We start from the raw sequence: 21,121 nt of genomic DNA on the forward strand, positions 1-21,121 counted from the left end.
ATTGAAAGCACACCGCCTGCGTTGTGAACTCGCGCCGCCGCTTGTGGCCACGGCGCGGAAACCCGGAAAACGTCTGCGATTTTCCGAACTCAACCGGTAAAAGTCAAAGCGCGCCTTGTCGTTATCCCGCAAATTCCCCTTCCTGTCCTTCTGTTTACCGTCCGAACGCCTGTTCGAGCGCAGCTTATTGCGTGAATTCACCAGCATGGCAGCCGGGGTGTTCTTCGTGCTGCTGGCCATTGTGGTGGTCACGCGTGGCGCCAAGCTGCTCGGGCTCGCAGCCGGTGGCCGGGTAGCCTCCGAGGCGATTGCCGCGCTGCTCGGCTTTGTGCTGCTCGGCATCGTGCCCTGGCTGCTCTCGCTCACCGTGTTCATCACCGTGCTGATGACGCTGACCCGCGCCTGGCGCGACCGCGAGATGGATATCTGGTTTGCCGCCGGCCAGCCGCTGACCGCCTGGGTGCGCCCGGTGCTGATCTTCGCGGTGCCGATGGCCCTCTTGTCTGCCTCGCTCAGCCTGGGCATGACGCCCTGGGCCAAGCAAAAGAGCCGCGAATACCGCGAGCAGTTGGCCACTCGCGACGATATGTCGGCGCTGGCACCCGGCATGTTCAAGGAATCCTCGCGCGCCGACCGCGTGTATTTCATCGAGAACTTCTCCGGTGACGGTGGTGCGGCGCGCAATATCTTCGTGCAGTCGCGCGAGGGCGAGCGCCAGACCGTGACGATTGCCGAGCAGGGTTATCTGATGAGCCACCCGGATGGCGAACGCATCCTGGTGTTGCAGAACGGCCGCCGCTATGACGGTGTGCAAGGTCAGGCTGACTACCGCGTGATCGAGTTCGCCGAAGCACGCGTGCGCGTGGAGGAGGGCGATCGGCGCACGGTGGGCACCGCCACCGAGGCCAAGACCACCTTGGCCCTGCTGGGCAGCGCTGATCCGGAAGAGCAGGGCGAGCTGGCCTGGCGGATCGCGATTCCGATCTCGGCCATCCTCTTGGCCCTGGTGGCCGTGCCGCTCGCCTATGTGAACCCGCGTGTGGGGCGCACCTTCAATCTGCTAATCGCCGTGCTGCTGTTCTCGATCTATCTGAACCTGATCAATCTCGGCCAGAGCTGGATCGCGGCCGGTCGTCTGCCGAGCTGGATAGGCATCTGGCCGGTGCACCTGGTGGTTGGCGGCATTGCCTATGCGCTATTCCGCTGGCGTTCGAAGGCGCGCACATGAAGACGCTAGCCCGCTACCTGATTGCCGAAGTGCTGCGCACCAGCTTCTTCGTGCTGGCGGCCCTCTTGGGTCTGTTCCTCTTTTTCGACCTGATCGGCGAGCTCGGCTCGCTGGGCAAGGGCGGTTACACCTTTCTCAAGCTGCTCGGCTATGTGCTGCTGCTCACGCCCGGCCATGCGTATGAGCTGATGCCGATCGCGGTGCTGATCGGTGGCCTGTTCGCGCTGTCCATGCTCAACCAGCATTCCGAGCTGACCGTGATGCGCGTCGGTGGCCTGTCGGTGCAGCGCATGCTGGGCATACTCGGCATTGCCGGCCTCGGTTTTGCCGCGCTGACCCTGCTGGCCGGCGAATATCTAGCGCCACGCGCCGAGCGTGCCGCCACCCAGCTGCGCCTGGCCGCCAAGGGCCAGCTGGTAACCCAGGACTTCCGCTCCGGTTTCTGGATGAAGGACGATGGCAGCTTCGTGAATGTGCGCGAGGTACTGCCTGACCAGACCCTGCGCGATATCAATGTCTACCAGTTCGATGCCAAGCGCCGCCTCAGCCTGCAGGGCCAGGCGCAGCGTGGCGTCTGGCAGCCCAAGGAAGGCGCCTGGCTGCTCAGCGATATCACTGCCACCCATTTCGAAGCGGGCCAGGTGCGGGTGGAGAAACTCGATACCTTCCTGTGGCGCTCGGTGCTGACCCCGGACACGCTGGCGGTGCTGTTGATCGCGCCCGAGCAGATGTCGGTGGTCACCCTGCTCGACTATATCGACCACCTGAAGCGCAACCAGCAGCAGACGCGCCGCTACGAGATCGCGCTATGGACCAAGCTGGTCTATCCGCTCGCCTGCCTCGCCATGCTGGTGATTGCACTGCCGTTTGCCCAGACCCAGCGCCGCGCGGGAGGCATAGGCATCAAGCTCTTCGTCGGCATCATGCTCGGCCTGGGTTTCTACTTCATCAATAAGCTGGTCGGCCATATGGGCCTGCTCTACGACTGGCCGCCGCTCCTGGCTGCCAGCCTGCCGTCCACACTCTTTCTTTCCCTGGCTATCTATCTGCTCTGGCGCCAGGAACGTCGCTGATGCGCGGGCAGGCGCTGCTGACCATGCCGCTTGCCCTGCGCCTCTGCTGCCTGCTCTTGTTGCTCTGCCCAGCCTGGGCCGCCGATGCCCTGCGTGCCGGCGTACTGCTCGACCCTCCCTATGTACAGCGTGAAGCCAGCGGCAGCCGGCTGACTGGCGCCGCCATCGAACTCGGTGAGCTGCTCGGCCAGGCCATGGGGCGGCCGATCAGCTGGCAGGTGTATGACAGCGAGGCGGCACTGCTGGCCGCCCGCCAGGCCGGCCAGCTCGATCTGATCCCGCTGCTCGCGCAGACCCCGGAAGGCCTGCGCGATTTCCAGTTCAGCGAACCCGCGGTGCGCGTGCCGATCAAGCTGGTGGCGCGGCGCGGCTTTCGCGTCAGCAGCCTGGATGAGCTGTCGCTCGGCTATGTGGTGGCGCTGCGCGATAGCGGCCCGCTACGCCGCTTCGTGGCCGAGAACTACCCGGCCCTGCCGCGCGTGGCCGACCTGCCCAGCGAGCGTGCTGCACTTGATCAGGTGGTGCGCGGCCGCGCCGATGTGGCGCTGATCGATCTGCCCCGTGCGCGTGCGCTGGTCGGGCGCGGCGATTATCTTGATCTGGAGCTGATTGGTGATGCCGGTTACACGCTGATGCTGCGCGTGGCCAGCCGGGCCGACCGACCGGCATTGGGGCGGGAGATCGACGCCGCGCTGGCACGCATTCCGCCCAGCGCCCTGGCCGGCCTGCAGCAACGCTGGTTGCGTCCGCCGGCCAGTGCACCGTGGGCCCAGCTGGGTTTCTGGCGCAATGCCAGCCTGCTGTTACTGCTGCTGGCCTTGGCATGTGCGTGCTGGCTGGCTTGGCAGCTGCGGCTGCAGCGCCGCCTGGTGGTTGAACTGCGCCGCGTGCAGCGCGAGCTTGAGCTGCGCGAGTCGGCCGAGGCGGCGCTGCAGCTGACTCAGCTCTCGCTCGACCGCAATACGGTGGGTGTGCTGTGGCTGAGTTGGGACGGGCGCATCCGCTATGCGAACGAGGCGGCGCTGCGCATGCATGGCTATCCGCCCGGTGGCCTGCTCGGCCTGGGCATACGCCAGCTGGATGCCAGCCTGGATGTGGATGGCTGGCTGGCCTGCTGGCACCGCGTCAAACAGCATGGTGCGGCCGAATACGAGGCCGCGCATATCTGTGCCGATGGCAGCGCGCTGCCGGTGGATGTGCGCCTGTCCTATCTGCGCTACCGCGACACCGAATACCTGGTGGCCTTCGTCAACGACGCCACCGAGCGGCGCCGTGCACGCCACGCGCTGGAGGCGAGCGAGGCCAGCCTGCGCGAGCTGGCCGCCCATCTCGACACCGTGCGTGAGGAAGAGAAAGCCCGCATCGCGCGCGAGGTGCACGACGAACTGGGCCAGGTGCTGACCGGCCTGCGCCTGGAGGCCAGCATGGCCGGCCTGGTGGCCGGCAGCGAGCCCGCGCTGGTGCGCGAACGGATTGCCCGCATGCAGTCGCTGATCGACCAGACGTTCCAGATCGTGCGCAGTATTGCCAGCGAGCTGCGCCCGCCGGTGCTGAATGCCGGCTTGCCCGCCGCGCTCGACTGGCTGGCGCGCCGCTTCGAGGAGCGCTATGGCCTGCCCACCGTGCTCAGCGTGCATGGCCAGTTGCCGGCGCTCGGCGACAAGGTGGAGATCGCGTTATTCCGCATCGCCCAGGAGGCGCTAACCAATATCGCCCGGCATGCAGAGGCGGAAACCGTGCGCATCGACCTGACCGTGGACAAGGACACGCTGTTCCTGGCCATCGAGGATGATGGGCGTGGCTTCCGGCTGGATGCCAGCCGTCCAAGCTCCTTCGGCCTGATCGGCATGCGCGAGCGGGCGATGGCGATAGGCGGCGAATGCATGCTGGAAAGCCACCAGGGCGAGGGTACCGATGTCACGGTACGCTTGCCGCTCCACACCGTCAGAGAGCAGCCATGATTCGAGTCCTGATCGCGGAAGACCATCCCATCGTGCGTGAAGGGGTCAAGCAGCTGGTGCAGCTGAGCGGAGATATGCAGGTGGTGGGCGAGGCCATGAATGGCGAGCGCCTGCTGGATGCCTTGCGCGCCACGCCCTGCGATGTGCTGCTGCTCGATCTGTCCATGCCTGGCCTGAGCGGCCTGGAAGCGCTGCCGCGCATCCTGGCTCTGGCCCAGCCGCCGGCCATCTTGGTGCTGTCCATGCATGACGAGGCACAGATGGCGGCGCGGGCGCTCAAGCTGGGCGCCGCCGGCTATGCGACCAAGGCTAGCGACCCGGCCCTGCTGATTGCGGCGATACGCAAGCTGGCGGCCGGCGGCCGCTATATCGACCCGCAACTGGCCGACCGCATGGTGTTCGAAGTCGGCCTCGGCGACGGCCAACCACCGCATGCGCATCTGTCCGAGCGCGAGTTCCAGATCTTCCTGCGCTTGGCCCAGGGCGAGGGCGTGAACGAGATCGGCCAGCATCTGGCCATCAGTGCCAAGACGGTGAGCACCCACAAGCTGCGCCTGCTGCAAAAACTCGGCCTCGGTTCCACTGCCGAGCTGGTCCGCTACGCGATTGAGCACAAGCTGCTCGACTGACTTCGGCCTGGGCGGGCTGAGCGGGGACAGTTTTGTTCATCACCGCAGAGGATGCCGAGGACGCGGAGTAGGCCTGGCTGATTGCGCTGCCTTGCGAGGAGCGCAGTGCAAGACTTCGACTACGCTGACTCACTAGTCCGCTAACCGGTGTGCTTTCAGCATTCTTCTTTGACTTCGCGTCCTCAGCATCCTTCGCGGTGCAATAGCCACCCTCGATGTAGGAATTTTCCTACCCCGTGTCAGCCTAGCCGCACAGCAAAATCCGCCGCCGACTATAGGCCGGCCTGCGCGGGCGGCGCAGTATCTGGGCATCTGCTAAGCACAGGCCCGCCACCATGAGCGCCACCGATACCCTGGTCAGTTTCCGCAAGGTGCAAAAGAGCTACGACGGCGAAACGCTGATCGTGCGCGATCTGAACCTCGATATCCGCAAGGGTGAATTCCTGACCCTGCTTGGGCCGTCCGGTTCGGGCAAGACCACCAGCCTGATGATGCTGGCCGGCTTTGAAACGCCGACTGCCGGCGAGATCTGGCTCGGTGATAAGCGCCTTGACCGCGTGCCGCCGCATAAGCGCGATATCGGCATGGTGTTCCAGAACTACGCACTGTTCCCGCATATGACGGTGGCCGAGAACGTGGCCTTTCCGCTCAAGGTGCGCGGCATGGGGCGTGGCGAGATCAGCAGCAAGGTCAAGCAGGCGCTGGCCATGGTGCAGCTGGACAAGTTCGGCGGCCGTTATCCCGGCCAGATGTCGGGCGGCCAGCAGCAGCGCGTGGCCCTGGCGCGCGCGCTGGTGTTCCAGCCCCAGCTGGTGCTGATGGATGAGCCGCTGGGCGCGCTGGACAAGCAGCTGCGCGAGCATATGCAGATGGAGATCAAGCATATCCATGCCCAGCTCGGCGTGACCGTCGTGTACGTGACCCACGACCAGAGCGAGGCGCTGACCATGTCCGACCGGGTGGCGGTGTTCCACCAGGGCGAGATCCAGCAGATCGACCATCCGCGCGCGCTGTACGAGCAGCCGAACAATACCTTCGTGGCCAATTTCATCGGCGAGAACAACCGCTTGGCCGGCACCCTGCACAGCCAGGATGGCGATACCTGCGCGGTACGTCTGCCGCATGGCGAGATGCTGCACGCGCTGGCGGTGAAGGTGGGCGGCGCGGGCAGCGCGGTCTCGCTGTCCATCCGCCCCGAACGCGTGCGCCTGAATCGCGCCAGCGAGGGCTGTGCGAACCGGCTGACCGGCCGGGTCGAGGAATTCATCTACCTGGGCGACCACGTGCGTATTCGCCTGGAAGTGGCCGGTGCGCGCCACTTCGTGGTCAAGCAACCGATTGCCGACCTGGACCGCGAACTCAAGGTCAACGATGTGATCCCGCTGGGCTGGGATATCGAGCATGCACGTGCGCTCGACCCGGCCGAGGCGCATTGATTTTTCCCGCAGCAACCCGCCAAAAACATCAGGAGTAGAGAACCATGCAGTCCTTACGCCTTGCCCGTTTGCCGCTTGTCCTTGCCTGTCTGGCCGCCACGGCGGTTTCCGCCCGCGACCTGACCGTGATCTCCTTTGGCGGTGCCAACCGCGATGCCCAGGTGAAAGCCTTTTACGAGCCGTTCAAGAAGACCGGCGTGAATGTGGTCGCTGGCGATTACAACGGCGAGCAGGCCAAGATCAAGGCCATGGTGGATACCAATAGCGTGAACTGGGACGTGGTCGAGGTCGAATCGCCCGAACTGGCACGTGGCTGTGATGAAGGCCTGTACGAACAGATCGATATGAAGCAGATCGCCAACCCGGCCTTCTTCGTCAAGGGCGCGGTCACGCCGTGCGGTGTAGGTATCTTCGTGTGGTCCACCGTGCTGGCCTACAACGCCGACAAGCTCAAGGCGGCACCAAGCGGCTGGAAGGACTTCTGGGATGTGAAGAAGTACCCGGGTAAGCGCGGCCTGCGCAAGGGCGCCAAGTACACGCTGGAATTCGCGCTGATGGCCGATGGCGTGCCACCCAAGGATATCTACAAGGTGCTGGCCACCCCAGCAGGTCAGGATCGCGCCTTCAAGAAGCTCGATCAGCTCAAGCCGAATATCCAGTGGTGGGAAGCAGGTGCCCAGCCGCCCCAATACCTGGCCGCCGGCGATGTGGTGATGAGCTCGGCCTATAACGGCCGCGTGGCCACCGCGCAGAAGGAAGGCAAGAACCTGAAGATCGTCTGGGATGGTGGCATTTACGACTTCGATGCCTGGGCCATCGTCAAAGGCTCGCCGAACAAGGAGCAGGCGATGAAGTTCATTGCCTTCGCCTCCAAGGCCGAGAACCAGAAGGTCTATGCCGAGAACATCGCCTACGGCCCGACCAATACCAAGGCCAATCTGCTGATTGGCAAGGACGTGGCGGCCAATCTGCCCACCTCGCCGGCCAATATCAAGAATCAGGTCGGCATCGATGTGAACTTCTGGGCCGACTACGGCGAACAGCTCGAGCAGCGTTTCAACGCCTGGGCCGCCAAGTAAGCCTTGCCCGCACGGCCCGGCGGCTAGCCGGGCTGGCGGACCCGCTTCCGGCCCGCCGGCTGCACGCGCTGGGCCGGCGCCTCAACTCTTCAATTCCGGACTCTCGCCATGACCACGCTCGCCGCCAAACCGCCGCTGCTCAGCAAGGACGGCCTACCGCTCAAGCGCCAGCTCGCGCGGGCCGAGCGCGCCAGCAAGCTGAAGGCGCTGGCGCTGATCCTGCCCCTGGTGCTGTTCCTGGCCGCGGTGTTCGTGCTGCCGCTGATCGGCCTCCTGGGCAAGAGCGTGGACAACCCGGAAGTGGTGCGCTTCATGCCGCGCACCGTCACGGCCCTGCAGGGCTGGGATGGGCGCGGCCTGCCGGCGGAAGCGGCCTATGCGGCCGTCGCCCATGACCTGGCCGCCGCGCGCGAGGCGCAGACCCTGGGCGACCTCGGCAAGCGCCTGAATATGGAAGTACCCGGCTACCGTAGCCTCCTGGGCAAGACCGCGCGCCGCCTGCCCCTAGAGCCCGCGCCGGCCGCCTTCAAGACCGCCTTGACCGAACTCGACGAGCGCTGGGGCGACCCGGTTTATTGGCAGGCGATCCGCCGCAATACCGAGGCGACGACGCCTTTCTACCTGCTGGCCGCGCTGGACCGGCATGTGGACGAGCAGGGCGAGATCACGCGCGTCGACCCCGGCCAGGCCGTGTATGTGGACGTATTCGCGCGCACCTTTTGGATGAGCGCGGTGATCACCGTGCTCTGCCTGCTGATCGCCTATCCGCTCGCCTATCTGATGGCCAGCCTGCCGGCTCGGCGCGCCAATCTCTTGATGATCTGCGTGCTCTTGCCGTTCTGGACCTCGGTGCTGGTGCGCGTGGCAGCCTGGATCGTGCTGCTGCAGTCGGGTGGGCTGATCAATGGCGCGCTGCAGTGGTTGGGGCTGATCGATGCGCCGCTGCAACTGGTGTTCAACCGTCTGGGCGTTTACATCGCCATGGTGCACATCCTGTTGCCCTTCATGATCCTGCCCATCTACAGCGTGATGAAGGGCATTTCGCCCAGCTATCTGCGCGCGGCGATCTCGCTTGGCTCTCACCCGTTTGCCGCCTTCTGGCGGGTCTACTTTCCGCAGACCCTGGCCGGCATTGGTGCGGGTGGGTTGCTCGTCTTCATCCTGTGCATCGGCTACTACATCACCCCGGCGCTCTTGGGCAGCCCGAACGACCAGATGGTCAGCTATTTCGTGGCCTTCTACACCAATAGCACGGTGAACTGGGGCATGGCCACGGCGCTGGGCGGCCTGCTCTTAATCGCCACGCTACTGCTCTATATCGTGTACGGCTGGTTGGTCGGGGCGAAGAGCCTGAAACTCGGTTAAGGAGAACAGCATGCCCCCATTCGCATCCCCCATCGAGCGCATCTGGTTCTGGCTGCATCGCGCCCTCTGCGCGCTGGTGCTGCTGTTTCTGGTACTGCCCATCCTGATCATCGTGCCGCTGTCCTTCAATGAGAGCTCCTTCCTGCTCTACCCGATGACCGGCTTCTCGTTCAAATGGTATGCGGCCTTCTTCAACTCGCCCGAGTGGATGCTGTCGCTGAAGAACAGCCTGATCGTGGCGCCGGCCGCCACCATAATCGCGATGCTGCTCGGCACGCTGGCCTCGGTGGGGCTGACCCGCGCCGAGTTCCGCGGCAAGGCCCTGCTGCAAAGCGTGCTGATCTCGCCCATGGTGGTGCCGGTGGTCATCATCGGCGTGGGCAGCTATCTGTTCTATGCGCCGCTGGGGCTGGTGAATGGCTATACCGCGCTGATCCTCGTGCATGCGGCGCTCGGCGTGCCCTTCGTGATCATTACCGTGACCGCCACCCTGGCCGGCTACAACCACAACCTGACCCGTGCCGCCGCCAGCCTGGGTGCCAACCCGCTGACCGCCTTCTTCAAAGTCACCCTACCCATCATCGCGCCGGGGGTGATCTCGGGCGCGTTGTTCGCGTTTGCCACTTCCTTCGACGAGGTGGTAGTCACGCTCTTCCTGGCCGGCCCCGAGCAGGCCACGCTGCCACGCCAGATGTTTGGTGGCATACGCGAGAACATCAACCCGACCATCGCGGCGGTGGCCACCATCCTGATCGTGTTCTCCACCCTGTTGTTGCTGGTGCTGGAGTGGCTGCGCGGCCGTGCCGAGCGCATGCGTACCGCGCTCGATTAGGCGGCTAGCCCAGCAGCAAGAGCCGTAGGCCCAGCGCCAGCAAAACGCCGCCCGCCAGCCGGTCCAGCCACAGACCGCGCTGGCGTTTGGCTTTCAGCCATTCGCCCACCTGACCGGCAAAGTAGCCGAGCAGACTGAACAGCAGCGCCGCCTGCAGGGTGAACAAGAGGCCTAGCTGCGCGATCTGCAGCGTGCCGTCGACACGCGCGGGCTGCACGAACTGCGGCAGGAAGGACAGAAAGAACAGCACGACCTTGGGGTTGATCGCATTCGCGATCAGGCCGCGCAGGAAGAGCTGGCGCAGGCTGTCCTCGGACTGGCTGGCCTGTGGCGCTGCACCGCCGCTGCTGCGCAAGGCCATCCAGCCCAGGTAGATCAGATAGGCGCCCCCCGCGAGGCGCAGCAGGCCAAACGCCAGTGGTGAGGCGGCCAGCAGGGCGCTGATGCCTAGCATGGCGAGTAAGGTGTGGCTCAGGCAGCCCAGCGCGCAACCGAGGCCGAACAGCATGCCGGCCAGACGACCGCGCGCGGCGCCGAGGCTCAACACCAGCAGATTGTCCGGCCCGGGCGCCAGGGTCAGCAGCAGCGCCGCGCCAAGAAAGCCCAGCGCCTGCGGCGCATCGAGCAGCATGCGGCTTACACCACGAAATAGGCGAAGGCGAACAGGCCGATCATCATCAGGCTGAGCGCGAGCTTGGCCACCGTGCCCACCATCAGTCCGAGCCAGGTGGCGAGGCCAACCTGGCCAGCGCGCAGGGTATCGCCGCGCGCTATGAATTCGCCAACTGCCGCGCCGATAAAGGGACCCAGAATCAGGCCTGGCAGGCCGGCGAAGATGCCGAGAACGGCGCCCAGTGTGGCGCCGATGACCGCCTGCCGGCTCGCGCCGAGCTTCTTCGCACCCCAGGCGCCGGCCAGGAAGTCGATGACGGCCATCACGATGCACAGCACTAGCAATACGGCTAGCCAGGCCCAGCCGACTTTCTGGAAGTCATCCAGCCAGGCACCCAGGATAAAGCCCCCCATCAGCAGCGGTGCTGCGGGCAGCAGGGGCAGCAGATTTCCGGCCAGACCGGCCAGCATCAGCACGAGGGCCAGCAACCAGCCGGCGAATAACGGTGCATCCATTGCGCATCCTTGTTGACGCGACCCGCACGGCCGCCGTGCAGCAAGGATAAACGCAGTAGCAGAAAGTTTCGCCAGGCGTGTGCATCAGGCATGAGGGGAGGGCAGCAATGACAAAGGCGACCCGGATTGCGGTCGCCTTTGGTTTGCCGGTACTGCCGGCGACGGCACTAGCGCGTGCCGTGATTGACGGGCTAATGCAGCTGTCCCGTTAAAACTAGATAGTCGTTGGCACGACGGCCCAGGGAACCGCGTGAATCACTTCCGAGCAGCGCGAGATTCTGTATGCGCCAATCGCGGTCTTCCGGGTGGATGGGAGTACGACGTTCCTGCAAGCGCCGTTCCGGGCCGTGGTAACCAAGTGTGTACTTCAATAGGGAGTCTTCTTGCATCCAGTCTCCTTATCGTTGGCGGTTCGAACTGCTAGCCGCTGGAGTTGTAAATCTAGTCTCCCAGGGCGGATTTGGCTTGCCCGTTCGTCGTGAACTCAAGCCTGCCAGCCATAGCGGCGCAGATCGATACGGCCATTTTCTGCGAATACGATGCCCTCGGCTTCGAGCAGCACGCGTTGCAGATCATCGCTGCCATCCAGCCCGCGCGGGCTGATGCGGCCCTCGCCATTGACCACCCGCCACCAGGGTAGGTCGCCATCGGGATCATCGACTTGCTTGAGCGCCACGCCCACATGGCGTGCATGGCGCGGCAGGCCAGCGGCGCGTGCCACTGCCCCATAGCTCATCACCCAGCCTGCGGGAATCTGGCGGATGACGGCAAGAAAGGCGGCGTGTTGGGGATGCATGGCGTGCTGACGTCAGGCAGGCTGTACGGTTGGTTGGTGTCAGCGCAGAGGACGCAAAGGACGCGGAGGACAACTAGGAAGCGTGACTTGCGCGCTTCCTGTGCGTCCTCGGCGTCCTTTGCCGTGAGGGGCGGGCGCTTTGCCGCCCTCACTTCAGTCTACGGCTCAGCGCTCGATCTGGCTCACATCGCGCACCGCGCCGGTGTCGGCGCTGGTGGTCATCGCGGCGTAGGCGCGCAGGGCCGGGGAGACCTGGCGCTGGCGATCCACCGGCTTCCAGGCGGCAGCACCCTTGGCTTCCATCGCAGCACGGCGCGCGGCCAGTTCGGCATCGCTGATGGCGAGATGGATGGTGCGCTTGGGGATGTCGATCTCGATGCTGTCGCCTTCTTGCGCCAAGCCAATCGCGCCGCCTTCGGCCGCTTCCGGCGAGACATGACCGATCGACAGACCCGAGGTGCCGCCCGAGAAACGGCCGTCGGTCAGCAGTGCACAGGCTTTGCCCAGGCCCTTGGACTTCAGGTAAGAGGTTGGGTAGAGCATTTCCTGCATGCCCGGGCCGCCCTTCGGGCCTTCGTAGCGGATCAGCACCAGGTCGCCAGCAACGATCTGGTCGGCCAGAATCGCGGCGACCGCGTCATCTTGGCTTTCGAAGATGCGCACACGGCCCTTGAAAGTGAGGATGCTCTCGTCCACGCCCGCGGTTTTCACGATGCAGCCGCGCTCGGCGATATTGCCGTACAGCACGGCCAAGCCGCCGTCCTGCGAGTAAGCGTGTTCCTTGCTGCGGATGCAGCCTTCGGCGCGGTCGAGGTCGAGCGATGGCCAGCGCATGCTCTGGCTGAAGGCGATGGTGGTGGCCACGCCACCTGGCGCGGCGCTGAACAGCTTGTGCGCAGCCGAATCCGGGCCATTGCGCATCACGTCCCAGGCCTCAAGCGCGGCGCCCATGCTGGGGCTGTGCACGGTCGGTACATCGCGATGGATCAGGCCGGCGCGGTCGAGTTCGGCCAGGATGCCGACCACGCCACCGGCGCGGTGCACATCTTCCATATGGTATTTCTGGGTGGCCGGGGCGACCTTGGAGAGACAGGGCACGCGCCGCGAGATGCGGTCGATATCGGCCATCTTGAAGTCCACGCCCGCTTCGTGGGCGGCGGCCAGCAGGTGCAGCACGGTATTGGTCGAGCCGCCCATGGCCACATCCAGGCTCATGGCGTTCTCGAACGCCTGCATGGTGGCAATCGAGCGCGGCAGCACGCTGTAGTCGTCCTGCTCGTAATGGCGCTTGGCGAGTTCCACGATCAGCTGGCCGGCCTTCAGGAATAGCTGCTTGCGGTCGGCATGGGTGGCCAGGGTCGAGCCATTGCCAGGCAGGGACAGGCCCAGCGCTTCGGTCAGGCAGTTCATTGAATTGGCAGTGAACATGCCCGAGCAGGAGCCGCAAGTCGGGCAGGCGCTGCGCTCGACCGCCGCCACTTCCTCGTCGCTGACCTTGTCATTGGCAGCTTCCACCATCGCATCGACCAGGTCGAGCTTGCGGGTTTCGCCATGCCAGTTGACCTTGCCGGCCTCCATCGGCCCGCCCGATACGAAGACCACCGGGATATTCAGGCGCAGCGCGGCCATCAGCATGCCGGGGGTGATCTTGTCGCAGTTGGAAATACACACCAGCGCATCGGCGCAGTGGGCATTGACCATGTATTCGACCGAGTCGGCGATCAGATCGCGCGAGGGCAGCGAATACAGCATGCCGCCATGACCCATGGCGATGCCGTCATCGACAGCAATGGTGTTGAATTCCTTGGCCACGCCGCCATGCTTTTCGATTTCGCGTGCGACCAGCTGGCCGAGGTTGTGCAGGTGCACATGGCCCGGCACGAACTGGGTGAACGAGTTGGCAATCGCGATGATGGGCTTGTCGAAGTCGCCATCCTTCATGCCGGTAGCACGCCACAGGGCGCGCGCGCCGGCCATATTGCGGCCGTGGGTGGTGGTATGGGAGCGGTAAACGGGCATGGGGTAAATCCTTGGCGCGATTGCATCGCGCCCAATAATTGATCTGGATTGACGGCCCGGTGGTACGGGGGAAACGGGTTCGCTGCGAGCAGGCGCCTGGCCTGCCGTGCACGAGCCAAGCCGGGGTAATGGCGCTGCGTTTCGGAGTCTGAGGGCAATGATTGTAGCCGGATTTTCTGCCGCTGGCCGCCCTGCCAAGGTAGACGGCAAGCGCTTGGCGGCAGGGCACTTTCGCGCCGCGGCCTAGTCTGTGCAGGGCTGCTGTGCCAAGCTCACCAGCGCGTCATCCGGCGCCGCTATAATGCCGGCCTCTTCTGATCCGCCCTGAGTACTCTCATGCCGATGATTCACCCGCATATCGACCCGGTGGCCCTGCACCTCGGGCCCCTGTCCATCCGTTGGTACGGATTGATGTACCTGGTCGGCTTCGTCTTCTTCCTGGTGCTCGGTCACTACCGTATCCGCCGCAATCCGCAAAGCGGCTGGACCGGCCAGCAGCTGGACGACCTGCTGTTCTATGGCGTGCTCGGGGTGATCCTGGGCGGGCGGCTCGGCTATGTGCTGTTCTACAAGCCGGCCTTCTACCTCGCTCATCCGCTCGATATTTTCAAGATCTGGGAAGGCGGCATGGCCTTCCACGGTGGCTTCCTCGGGGTGCTGGTGGCCATGTGGCTGTTCGGGCGTAAGACTGGCCGTAGCTTCTTCCAGGTCACCGACTTCATCGCGCCGCTGGTGCCGCTGGGCCTGGCGGCTGGCCGTCTGGGTAACTTCATCAATGGCGAGCTGTGGGGCCGCGTGACTCATGCCGATGCGCCCTGGGCGATGATCTTCCCCTTGGTCGACCAGCAGCCGCGCCATCCATCCCAGCTCTACCAGTTCGCGCTGGAAGGCCTGTTGCTGTTCATCGTGCTGTGGCTGTATTCGAGCAAGCCACGCCGTACCGGCCAGGTCTCGGCGCTGTTCCTGCTCGGTTATGGTCTGGCCCGTTTTACGGCCGAATTCGCGCGCGAACCGGATAACTTCCTGGGCTTCCTGGCGCTGGGCTTCAGCATGGGCCAGTGGCTGAGCTTGCCGATGATCGCCATTGGCGCCTGGCTGTGGGTGAAGTTCAGCCGCAAGGCCTGATCGACTGGCTCCGATAGGTATTAATGAAAACGGCACCCACGGGTGCCGTTTTTTTTTACGCTGCGCGTGCCGGACTCAGATACGGAAGTGCGCGACGCTGCTTTGCAGGGCCTGGGCCACATTTTCCAGCCGGGTGGCGGCGGCGGCGCCTTGCTCGGCAGCCTCGGTGGTGTTGCCGGCCATCTGCACAATGCGCTCCACATTCTGGGCGATATCCTGGCTGGCGGCCGACTGTTCCTTCAGCGCCAACGAGATCTCATTGGTCACTGTCACCAGCTCGCGGCTGCCTTGCTGAATCTGGCCCATGGCCGCGTCGGCGCTGCGCGCGCCGTTCACGCCCGCTTCCACCTGGCCGACGGCGGCCTCCATGCTGCGCACCGCTTCCTTGGCAGAATGCTGCGTGCTGGCAATCATGCTGCCGATCTCGGCCGTGGCCTTGGTGGTGCGCTCGGCCAACTTGCGGACTTCGTCCGCTACCACGGCAAAGCCACGGCCGGTTTCGCCGGCGCGTGCGGCTTCAATCGCGGCATTCAGGGCCAGCAGATTGGTCTGGTCGGCAATCTCGCGAATCACCGCCACGATGCTGGAAATCTGTTCAGTCTCGGCGCCCAGCGCATTGATGGTGCTGGCCGAGCTGGAAATCGTGCCGGCCACGCGGTCGATATCGGCGCCCACGCGGCGGATGGTGTCGCTGCCCAGTTCCGCCTGCTGGCCGGCCTGGCTGGTCAGCTCGTGCGCCATGCCGGCGTTATCGGCCAGGTGGTTCACGCTCACGCTCAGTTCTTCAATCGCGGCGGCCATCGAGGCGGCCGAATCGCTCTGCACGCGTGCGCTATCGGAGATGCGCGCCGCGCCCTGGCTGACCGAACTCGCCTCGGCATTCACCTGTTCAGCCAGCTGGCGGAAGGTGCCCACATTGCTGGCCAGGCCCTGGCGTACCGCCTCCACGCTGGCCAGCACGCTATCGCGGTCGCCGGCTTTCAACGGTACGGCGCGGGCCAGATTGCCGGCCGCCAGCTCGCGCATGATGGCGCGGGCGGTATCCGGCTCACCACCGATCTGCTGCATGACTGAACGCACCAGCCAGATGCCGAGCAGGGCGGCCAGTACCAGGGTGGCGATCGACACGCCGATCACGATGTACTGGATGCGCTGACTGGCGCGGTTGGATTCGGCGCGCGCGGCATCGACCTGCGCCTCGGTGGCCTTGATCCAGTCATTGAGCAGCACGCGCATTGGGCGCCAAGCCAGATCGTTCTCGAAACCGCTGATGCGCTCGCGCGCGGCTTCCAGATCGCCTTCCATGATCAGATCGCGCCCTTCGAACTGATATTGCTGCTGCAGCTTGCGCAGCTCGACGAACTTGGCCAGCTGCTTCTCGTCCTCGGCATCACCCTGGATCAGCTTGCTGGCTTGCGCCACGGCGGCGTCGATCTCTTCCGGCGCCTTGTTCAGATTCGCCAGCGCCTTGTCATTGCTCGGGTCCATGAACAGGCTGCGCAGTGACACGCCGCTGCTCTGGGCCAGCGACAGTAGCTTGGTAATCGCCTGCAGCTCGGCCTGGTCGCGCTCGACAAAGCGGTCGAGATTGGCCTGATTCTGTTGGAAACCCACCACGGCGATGATGACCGTGAGTACGAACAGGCTACATACAGCGCCGATGACGGCGCTCATGCGATGGGAGAGTTTCATCTCGGTTGTCCTTGCCTTAGGCGGCGCTGAGCAGGCTCAAGTAGTTGAAAGATAGCGTGTTTGAAACAAAACGCCCGGCTGCGTGGAGCCGGGCGTGGCGGATTATGCGCAGTTGCGCCCTGATTAATATCAGGGTTTTCTACTATTTCTGCGCAGATCGGTAAAAAGCCGCCCATTAGGGCGGCTGGCACGGGTGGAGGTGCGCTTAATCGGGCAGGCTGCCGGGCGCCACCAGGCAGAGCGCAATCAGCCGCTCCAGCACCTGGGCGCGGAAGAAGCCGGGCCGATTGTCCTCGGCATCGATAATGCCCACCAAGGCGCCATCGGCGCCGAAAAGCGGCAGGCAAGCTTCGCTCTGCACCTCGGCATCGCAGGTGTAATAGGCGCCGCCCTCGGCCACATAGCTATCCACATGGTCGATGATGCGGCCAAGGCCCGACAGGCCGACAGCGCTATTGTTCGAATGCTGAGCGAATTCAGCAGTAAGCGGAAACTCGGCCCGGCTGGGCTTGCCGGTATAGGCGAGCTTGACCAGGGCGGGGCCGCTGGTCAGCGCGCGGGCCTGGTAAATCCCCAGCCAGCCGGCGCCGGTTTCGCTACTCAGCTGCGCGACCAGGCGCTGCAAGGTGGCCAGGCGGATGCTGGTCTCGGCCGAGATGCCACCCAGTGTGGCCGCCAGGTCATACGGATCGTCGGCCAGCTGGTCGGGCAGCGAGCAGGCGCCGTTCTCGCCCAGCTCTGGCACGCGGTAGGCATACAGGGCCGCGACATCGGCCGGCGCCTGACAGGTCTCGGCGATCTCGCTATAGGTGGCAAGGTGGGCAGCGATGCGATCGGCATCCAGCGCATCGGCAAGGCCGGCGCGGTTCAGGTAATCAAGCGGGCTCATGGCGTCCATCCGGTTGGAATGGCCGCCATTGTAGGGAAAAACCGCGTCCATCGTCGCGCGGCTCTCAGTTGTCGCGCCTTGTGGATCGGCACTGCCAGCGCCATGCCACGCCTCAGCGTTTCGAGGCTGGGCCAGCCGGGACGTACTCGCAGGCCTTGTTTGGGTGCTAGGGATGGATGCAAGTTCGACTTGCGTTTAAGTCAACTGCAGGATTGCGGCAGAGTGCAATCTGCTTGAGGCGGCGACCCGGAAGGGCGCCGCATGCCCAAGCTTTGACCTGCGAACTACTTGCTGGAGAGTGACTGCTTCAGCTCCGTATCCATCCGCGTCAGTTCCTGTATGGTCTGTACGCGCTGCTGACTACGCTGTTCAGCCAGCTGAACCTTTTGGCGAATCATGGCGATGGTCTTGTCCTGCACGTGTTGTAGCGTGTTGATGTCAACAGCTTGACGTTGCAAGGCTTTTTCGGAGTTGATGACGTTATCATGGATCTGGTCGGCGGCGCGCTTCATCGAGGTCTGAATCTGGTCTTTCACCCGATTGCTGATCTCGATATTGGCTTTCTGGCGCAGACTCAACAATCCCATGCTGATATCAGTTCCCCAGGCCGGAATGGCATTTTCCAACAAGGAGCGGAAATCGTCTGCGATTCCCTTATTGGTATCTTCTAGGCCTTTAATTTGAAATGCACGCAGCTTGGCTTGCTGAATTTGCAAAGCGATGGTTTCTGCGCGGCGGCTCAGACGATCTACGCGCTGGCGCTGCTCAGCCATGCTCATCGGCTCATTGGGGTCCATCGCATTTAACTTCTGCTGCTCTTCCGCCAGGACAAGTTCCACGGCAGGCAGAATCTGTTCCAAGGCCTGCATATCGGCCAAGTTGGCGGTATAGGCATTGGCCAACCACTGATGATCGCCTTCCATCACCCGCAGGCGTGCTCGCATGTCATTGCTGATTTTGTCGATCTGGCCCTTAGCGGAGTCGAATGCTTGGATGACATCTACTTTCGCCACTTTGAAGGTGCGTTTTACCTTACTGATCAGTCCGCTAACCCCGCTGGGCTCGCCCAGCTGGTCGTATTGAACGGTGGCCATGAGACGAAGGATGTCATTCATGCCTCGGCCAAACTCACCCGTGTCAGAGGCACGAGTTTTGGCGAGCAGCTGTTCGGACAAGGCTACTAGTTGCTGAGTCTGTCGGCCACCTATTTCTTCCAAGCGGTCATTGCCGATCTGGCGAATCTGTAGAACCAGCGCGTGGTCGGCAACGGGTACTTTAGCGGTGCTAGCAGCGGGTGCCTGCAAGCCGAGATCTGCACTGGGAACCACTGGGCTGGTTTGGGTTGTTTGAACGGGCACCGCCATAACAGGCTCCGCGATAGGTGCTGCAGCGGGCTTGGGGGCCCGCGTACTGCCGCCAAACAGGTCTTTATACTGGGTCATGATGGTCCTTAAAGTCGCTGCTGTATGTCCACTACCAGCAGGGACAGGAAGTTGGCGCGCCAGTCTTCAATGTCTTGTAGCTGCCGTTCCAGTTGTTCTATCAGTCTCCGCGTGGAGTTGGCTTGCAAAGACAGGATGTGAGACTGGGTCGAGATGCGTTCCAATAATTCGTCATTGGGTAGCAAGACCGTCTGTGCATCAGCTTTTAGCACAGCCGCGAGCCTATCCAGGTAGTCGGTTTGCCGGCGTAGTTCTTCCATATCGTTCTGGAAAAACACATCCGGCTTCAGCTCGCTGCGCATGAACCCTTGCAGCTCATCAATCAGCGCGTGGGCCCGTGCTTTGTCCACGGCCGGCTTCTTGCCCAGCAGGGAACGTTTCGGGTTGATGATGGCTTGCAGTTCATCCGCCTGCTGCCTTGCAGCATTCAACAGCTTGCTGAGTTGGTTCTCGCGATGTTTGACCGACTGTGTCAGATCAATGACGCGATGCATCAACACCTCGTTTTCCCGCACCAATTCGGCATAACGCAGGTCCACACCTTCACGCGTCGCAATGGATTCAGGTGCCGCCAGGGTTGGCGTGGCAAGGGGCGTCAGCAGGCCTAAATCAACCGCCGATGTCTTGACGAGAGAGGGCGCCTGGCCAGCAAACAAGTCCTGGGCCGGGACAGATTTGGCTGGCTCCGGCGCCAGAGCTCCCTCGGGCGCAGGCGGTTGCGCCCCAAACAGATCGCGCATCTGTGGCTTGTTATCTGGCTTGCCAAACAGGTCGCGATATTCCGCCATGATTAGCCTTGGTAACCGAACAGCTGGAAGAAATCCGGCAGCTCTTTGCCTGGGTAACCCTGGCTGACGTTTTCCACGGTCCAGATGCCATTGGCCTTGCGAATGCTGGCGAACAGACAGCCGGTAGAGCCAGCCTCCATTGCAGCTAGGCGTGCTTCGGCCAGCAACTCATTGGTTTCGTTGTTGAAGATCTGCATGGTGGCATCTGCAACTTCGGCAAAGGACTGACCGCGCGCAATCGCTTTGTCGATGGTGCCAACGATGGCGATCAGATCACAATTGTTTGGAATGGCATTGAAACGGATCAGGATCACTTCATCAGGATCATCGCCATCACCGGTGCGATCGTCACCTGCCAAGTGTTCCATAGATGGAGTCTTTTGCTGGCCCCAGTAACAAATGTGCCCAATATCGGCGATGGTGCCCAGCGGGCCGCCACCGGTGCTATTCAGCGGAAAGCAGCTGGCATCCAGATCATAGCTGCCGCGGCTGGAGTTCTTCGGTGGCGACCAGGACAACTCCAAACGAATTTCCTTCAGGGGAGCCGCATTCTTGGTGAGTGGCAGCGTAGCGCCTTTATTCATGGGTAGCATGGTATTCCTTTGACTAAATTGACAATATAACGCGGGAAAGTGGGCGTATTACAGCTTGTATTCTGCAGGAAGTGTTGCGAGCCAGCGCTTGAATTCAGCATCGAAAATCCGCTCGTAAAGCTGATCTGTCGATAGATTAGACAAGTCGGTTAGGCGATGGAAAGTGCAACCTTCAACCTCTTCCGCAGCCCGTTTCATCAATTGGAATTTGACACTGCGATCGCTGTTTGCGCCAATCAGAACCACAAATGTGCCAATAGAGGACAGCTCTTTCAGTTGGGAAATGAAGAATTCTTCGTCGCCCATGTCTTCGCCATCGGAAATGAAGAGCACAAGGAATGCCTCTTTCTTATCGGCTACGGCAGCCTCGGGCTTCTTCTTGCCAAAACTGAACAGGCTCTTCAACAACGCACCTGTTTTTTTGGCCATGCTGTCGCTCTTCAGCAGTGCTTGCAGCGCATTGCCATAGTCGGTCGACCCCCACAAGATGGAATCAGCACGCTTCAGAAACTCCTCGCGAATATTCTCTGCATGATCTATCGAATAGTCACCAGTATCTTTGGCTCGATCGGAAAAGCCGATGATCTGAATATTGCGATCAGGGTCAATCTCGCCAGCAATCGCCAATGCCGCTGTAAAGAATGGGTCAACCACATAGGCGCCCTTTGCATTCTTTTTGGTGAATTCATCCTCAAAAGATCCACTGACATCCGCAAACAATTTCATATTGATCTTGAATGAGGGTGGGACATCCTGCTTATTGAGAATCAGACGAACTTTTTCCTGCTCTTTTGCCATGGGCAAGCTCATTATTTACTCCTGTGGTATTAAAGGATGGGTAGGTTGGGATGGTGGTATTTCAAAAGGTTCAATGCGTGATATTAAATTTCAAATATCGTTCTAGCTCACTGAGTAGCGTGTCTACTGATCGGCGAGTCCGGGCGGATTATACTTTGACGACCATCGAAATGGCATGTGAAAAGGGCACAATTCGCCTGCGCGGCGAGCTTACCATTCAGGCTGGCATTGCGCCTCGCCTTGCCGTG

19 protein-coding genes are annotated in these 21,121 nt (G+C 62.8%); 9 read left to right on the forward strand and 10 right to left on the reverse strand.

What is annotated here, in order from left to right; all coding sequences use genetic code 11:
* The first annotated feature begins 115 nt into the window (after positions 1-115).
* The 8 genes from lptF to BT173_RS06850 all read left to right on the forward strand — a co-directional run bounded on the left by lptF (position 116) and on the right by BT173_RS06850 (position 9,603).
* Positions 116-1,228 (forward strand): LPS export ABC transporter permease LptF, encoded by a 1,113-nt coding sequence (gene lptF, locus BT173_RS06815; protein WP_245794138.1) that lies wholly within the window; start codon positions 116-118, stop codon positions 1,226-1,228.
* The gene (gene lptG / locus BT173_RS06820; protein ID WP_072427881.1) at positions 1,225-2,301 is read left to right on the forward strand and encodes an LPS export ABC transporter permease LptG; all 1,077 of its coding nucleotides are present in this window, start codon (positions 1,225-1,227) and stop codon (positions 2,299-2,301) included. Before lptF ends, lptG begins: the two co-directional genes overlap by 4 nt.
* A complete protein-coding gene (locus tag BT173_RS06825) occupies positions 2,301-4,262 on the forward strand; it encodes a PAS domain-containing sensor histidine kinase (RefSeq protein ID WP_084658275.1) in 1,962 nt (653 codons plus the stop codon). Before lptG ends, BT173_RS06825 begins: the two co-directional genes overlap by 1 nt.
* The gene (locus BT173_RS06830) at positions 4,259-4,891 is read left to right on the forward strand and encodes a response regulator (RefSeq protein WP_072427882.1); all 633 of its coding nucleotides are present in this window, start codon (positions 4,259-4,261) and stop codon (positions 4,889-4,891) included. The genes BT173_RS06825 and BT173_RS06830 overlap by 4 nt, the downstream gene beginning before the upstream one ends.
* 335 nt (positions 4,892-5,226) lie before the next feature.
* Positions 5,227-6,327: an ABC transporter ATP-binding protein gene (locus tag BT173_RS06835; RefSeq protein ID WP_072427883.1), complete on the forward strand. Its 1,101-nt coding sequence runs from the start codon at positions 5,227-5,229 to the stop codon at positions 6,325-6,327.
* 44 nt (positions 6,328-6,371) lie between these two features.
* Complete coding sequence (locus BT173_RS06840) at positions 6,372-7,406, forward strand: ABC transporter substrate-binding protein (RefSeq protein ID WP_072427884.1); 1,035 nt, start codon at positions 6,372-6,374, stop codon at positions 7,404-7,406.
* Between the two features lie 108 nt (positions 7,407-7,514).
* A complete protein-coding gene (locus tag BT173_RS06845; protein ID WP_072427885.1) occupies positions 7,515-8,771 on the forward strand; it encodes an ABC transporter permease in 1,257 nt (418 codons plus the stop codon).
* A gap of 10 nt (positions 8,772-8,781) precedes the next feature.
* Positions 8,782-9,603: an ABC transporter permease gene (locus BT173_RS06850; protein WP_072427886.1), complete on the forward strand. Its 822-nt coding sequence runs from the start codon at positions 8,782-8,784 to the stop codon at positions 9,601-9,603.
* A gap of 4 nt (positions 9,604-9,607) precedes the next feature.
* On the opposite strand, the gene BT173_RS06855 is transcribed toward BT173_RS06850, so the two are convergent.
* The 4 genes from BT173_RS06855 to ilvD all read right to left on the reverse strand — a co-directional run bounded on the left by BT173_RS06855 (position 9,608) and on the right by ilvD (position 13,546).
* Positions 9,608-10,234: a LysE family translocator gene (locus BT173_RS06855; protein WP_072427887.1), complete on the reverse strand. Its 627-nt coding sequence runs from the start codon at positions 10,232-10,234 to the stop codon at positions 9,608-9,610.
* A 5-nt stretch (positions 10,235-10,239) separates the two neighbouring features.
* Entirely contained in the window at positions 10,240-10,731 is a 492-nt protein-coding gene (locus tag BT173_RS06860; RefSeq protein WP_072427888.1) for a DUF456 domain-containing protein, read from the reverse strand.
* A gap of 484 nt (positions 10,732-11,215) precedes the next feature.
* Entirely contained in the window at positions 11,216-11,527 is a 312-nt protein-coding gene (locus tag BT173_RS06865) for an MGMT family protein (protein ID WP_072427889.1), read from the reverse strand.
* 165 nt (positions 11,528-11,692) lie between these two features.
* Positions 11,693-13,546 carry a dihydroxy-acid dehydratase gene (ilvD, locus tag BT173_RS06870; protein WP_072427890.1) on the reverse strand — a complete coding sequence of 618 codons (1,854 nt, stop codon included), beginning with the start codon at positions 13,544-13,546 and terminating at the stop codon, positions 11,693-11,695.
* A 336-nt stretch (positions 13,547-13,882) separates the two neighbouring features.
* Between ilvD and lgt the strand changes: the two genes are divergently transcribed.
* Complete coding sequence (gene lgt / locus BT173_RS06875; protein WP_245794139.1) at positions 13,883-14,671, forward strand: prolipoprotein diacylglyceryl transferase; 789 nt, start codon at positions 13,883-13,885, stop codon at positions 14,669-14,671.
* A gap of 75 nt (positions 14,672-14,746) precedes the next feature.
* Here lgt and BT173_RS06880 read toward each other — a convergent pair whose 3' ends face one another.
* The 6 genes from BT173_RS06880 to BT173_RS06905 form a co-directional block, all read right to left on the reverse strand.
* Positions 14,747-16,363 carry a methyl-accepting chemotaxis protein gene (locus tag BT173_RS06880; protein WP_084658277.1) on the reverse strand — a complete coding sequence of 539 codons (1,617 nt, stop codon included), beginning with the start codon at positions 16,361-16,363 and terminating at the stop codon, positions 14,747-14,749.
* Positions 16,364-16,568: 205 nt separating this feature from the next.
* Positions 16,569-17,252, reverse strand: a complete 684-nt coding sequence (locus tag BT173_RS06885) for a GAF domain-containing protein (RefSeq protein WP_084658287.1) — start codon at positions 17,250-17,252, stop codon at positions 16,569-16,571.
* A gap of 284 nt (positions 17,253-17,536) precedes the next feature.
* Positions 17,537-18,694, reverse strand: a complete 1,158-nt coding sequence (locus BT173_RS06890) for a toxic anion resistance protein (protein WP_072427893.1) — start codon at positions 18,692-18,694, stop codon at positions 17,537-17,539.
* An 8-nt stretch (positions 18,695-18,702) separates the two neighbouring features.
* A complete protein-coding gene (locus tag BT173_RS06895) occupies positions 18,703-19,482 on the reverse strand; it encodes a hypothetical protein (protein ID WP_072427894.1) in 780 nt (259 codons plus the stop codon).
* 2 nt (positions 19,483-19,484) lie between these two features.
* Positions 19,485-20,075, reverse strand: a complete 591-nt coding sequence (locus BT173_RS06900; RefSeq protein WP_084658279.1) for a TerD family protein — start codon at positions 20,073-20,075, stop codon at positions 19,485-19,487.
* 48 nt (positions 20,076-20,123) lie between these two features.
* On the reverse strand, positions 20,124-20,885 hold the full coding sequence (locus BT173_RS06905) for a VWA domain-containing protein (protein WP_072427896.1): 762 nt from the start codon (positions 20,883-20,885) through the stop codon (positions 20,124-20,126).
* Between the last annotated feature and the right edge of the window lie 236 nt (positions 20,886-21,121).

It is taken from the genome of Chitinimonas taiwanensis DSM 18899 (assembly GCF_900119825.1).
Taxonomy (GTDB): domain Bacteria; phylum Pseudomonadota; class Gammaproteobacteria; order Burkholderiales; family Chitinimonadaceae; genus Chitinimonas; species Chitinimonas taiwanensis.

Coding starts and splice junctions, on each gene's coding strand:
- BT173_RS06895 (WP_072427894.1), bottom strand. CDS start 19,482: ATGGCGGAATATCGCGACCTGTTTGGCAAGCCAGATAACAAGCCACAG.
- BT173_RS06865 (WP_072427889.1), bottom strand. CDS start 11,527: ATGCATCCCCAACACGCCGCCTTTCTTGCCGTCATCCGCCAGATTCCC.
- BT173_RS06880 (WP_084658277.1), bottom strand. CDS start 16,363: ATGAAACTCTCCCATCGCATGAGCGCCGTCATCGGCGCTGTATGTAGC.
- lptG (WP_072427881.1), top strand. CDS start 1,225: ATGAAGACGCTAGCCCGCTACCTGATTGCCGAAGTGCTGCGCACCAGC.
- lgt (WP_245794139.1), top strand. CDS start 13,883: ATGCCGATGATTCACCCGCATATCGACCCGGTGGCCCTGCACCTCGGG.
- BT173_RS06905 (WP_072427896.1), bottom strand. CDS start 20,885: ATGAGCTTGCCCATGGCAAAAGAGCAGGAAAAAGTTCGTCTGATTCTC.
- BT173_RS06890 (WP_072427893.1), bottom strand. CDS start 18,694: ATGACCCAGTATAAAGACCTGTTTGGCGGCAGTACGCGGGCCCCCAAG.
- BT173_RS06825 (WP_084658275.1), top strand. CDS start 2,301: ATGCGCGGGCAGGCGCTGCTGACCATGCCGCTTGCCCTGCGCCTCTGC.
- BT173_RS06850 (WP_072427886.1), top strand. CDS start 8,782: ATGCCCCCATTCGCATCCCCCATCGAGCGCATCTGGTTCTGGCTGCAT.
- BT173_RS06840 (WP_072427884.1), top strand. CDS start 6,372: ATGCAGTCCTTACGCCTTGCCCGTTTGCCGCTTGTCCTTGCCTGTCTG.
- ilvD (WP_072427890.1), bottom strand. CDS start 13,546: ATGCCCGTTTACCGCTCCCATACCACCACCCACGGCCGCAATATGGCC.
- BT173_RS06830 (WP_072427882.1), top strand. CDS start 4,259: ATGATTCGAGTCCTGATCGCGGAAGACCATCCCATCGTGCGTGAAGGG.
- BT173_RS06900 (WP_084658279.1), bottom strand. CDS start 20,075: ATGCTACCCATGAATAAAGGCGCTACGCTGCCACTCACCAAGAATGCG.
- BT173_RS06835 (WP_072427883.1), top strand. CDS start 5,227: ATGAGCGCCACCGATACCCTGGTCAGTTTCCGCAAGGTGCAAAAGAGC.
- BT173_RS06885 (WP_084658287.1), bottom strand. CDS start 17,252: ATGAGCCCGCTTGATTACCTGAACCGCGCCGGCCTTGCCGATGCGCTG.
- BT173_RS06855 (WP_072427887.1), bottom strand. CDS start 10,234: ATGCTGCTCGATGCGCCGCAGGCGCTGGGCTTTCTTGGCGCGGCGCTG.
- BT173_RS06845 (WP_072427885.1), top strand. CDS start 7,515: ATGACCACGCTCGCCGCCAAACCGCCGCTGCTCAGCAAGGACGGCCTA.
- BT173_RS06860 (WP_072427888.1), bottom strand. CDS start 10,731: ATGGATGCACCGTTATTCGCCGGCTGGTTGCTGGCCCTCGTGCTGATG.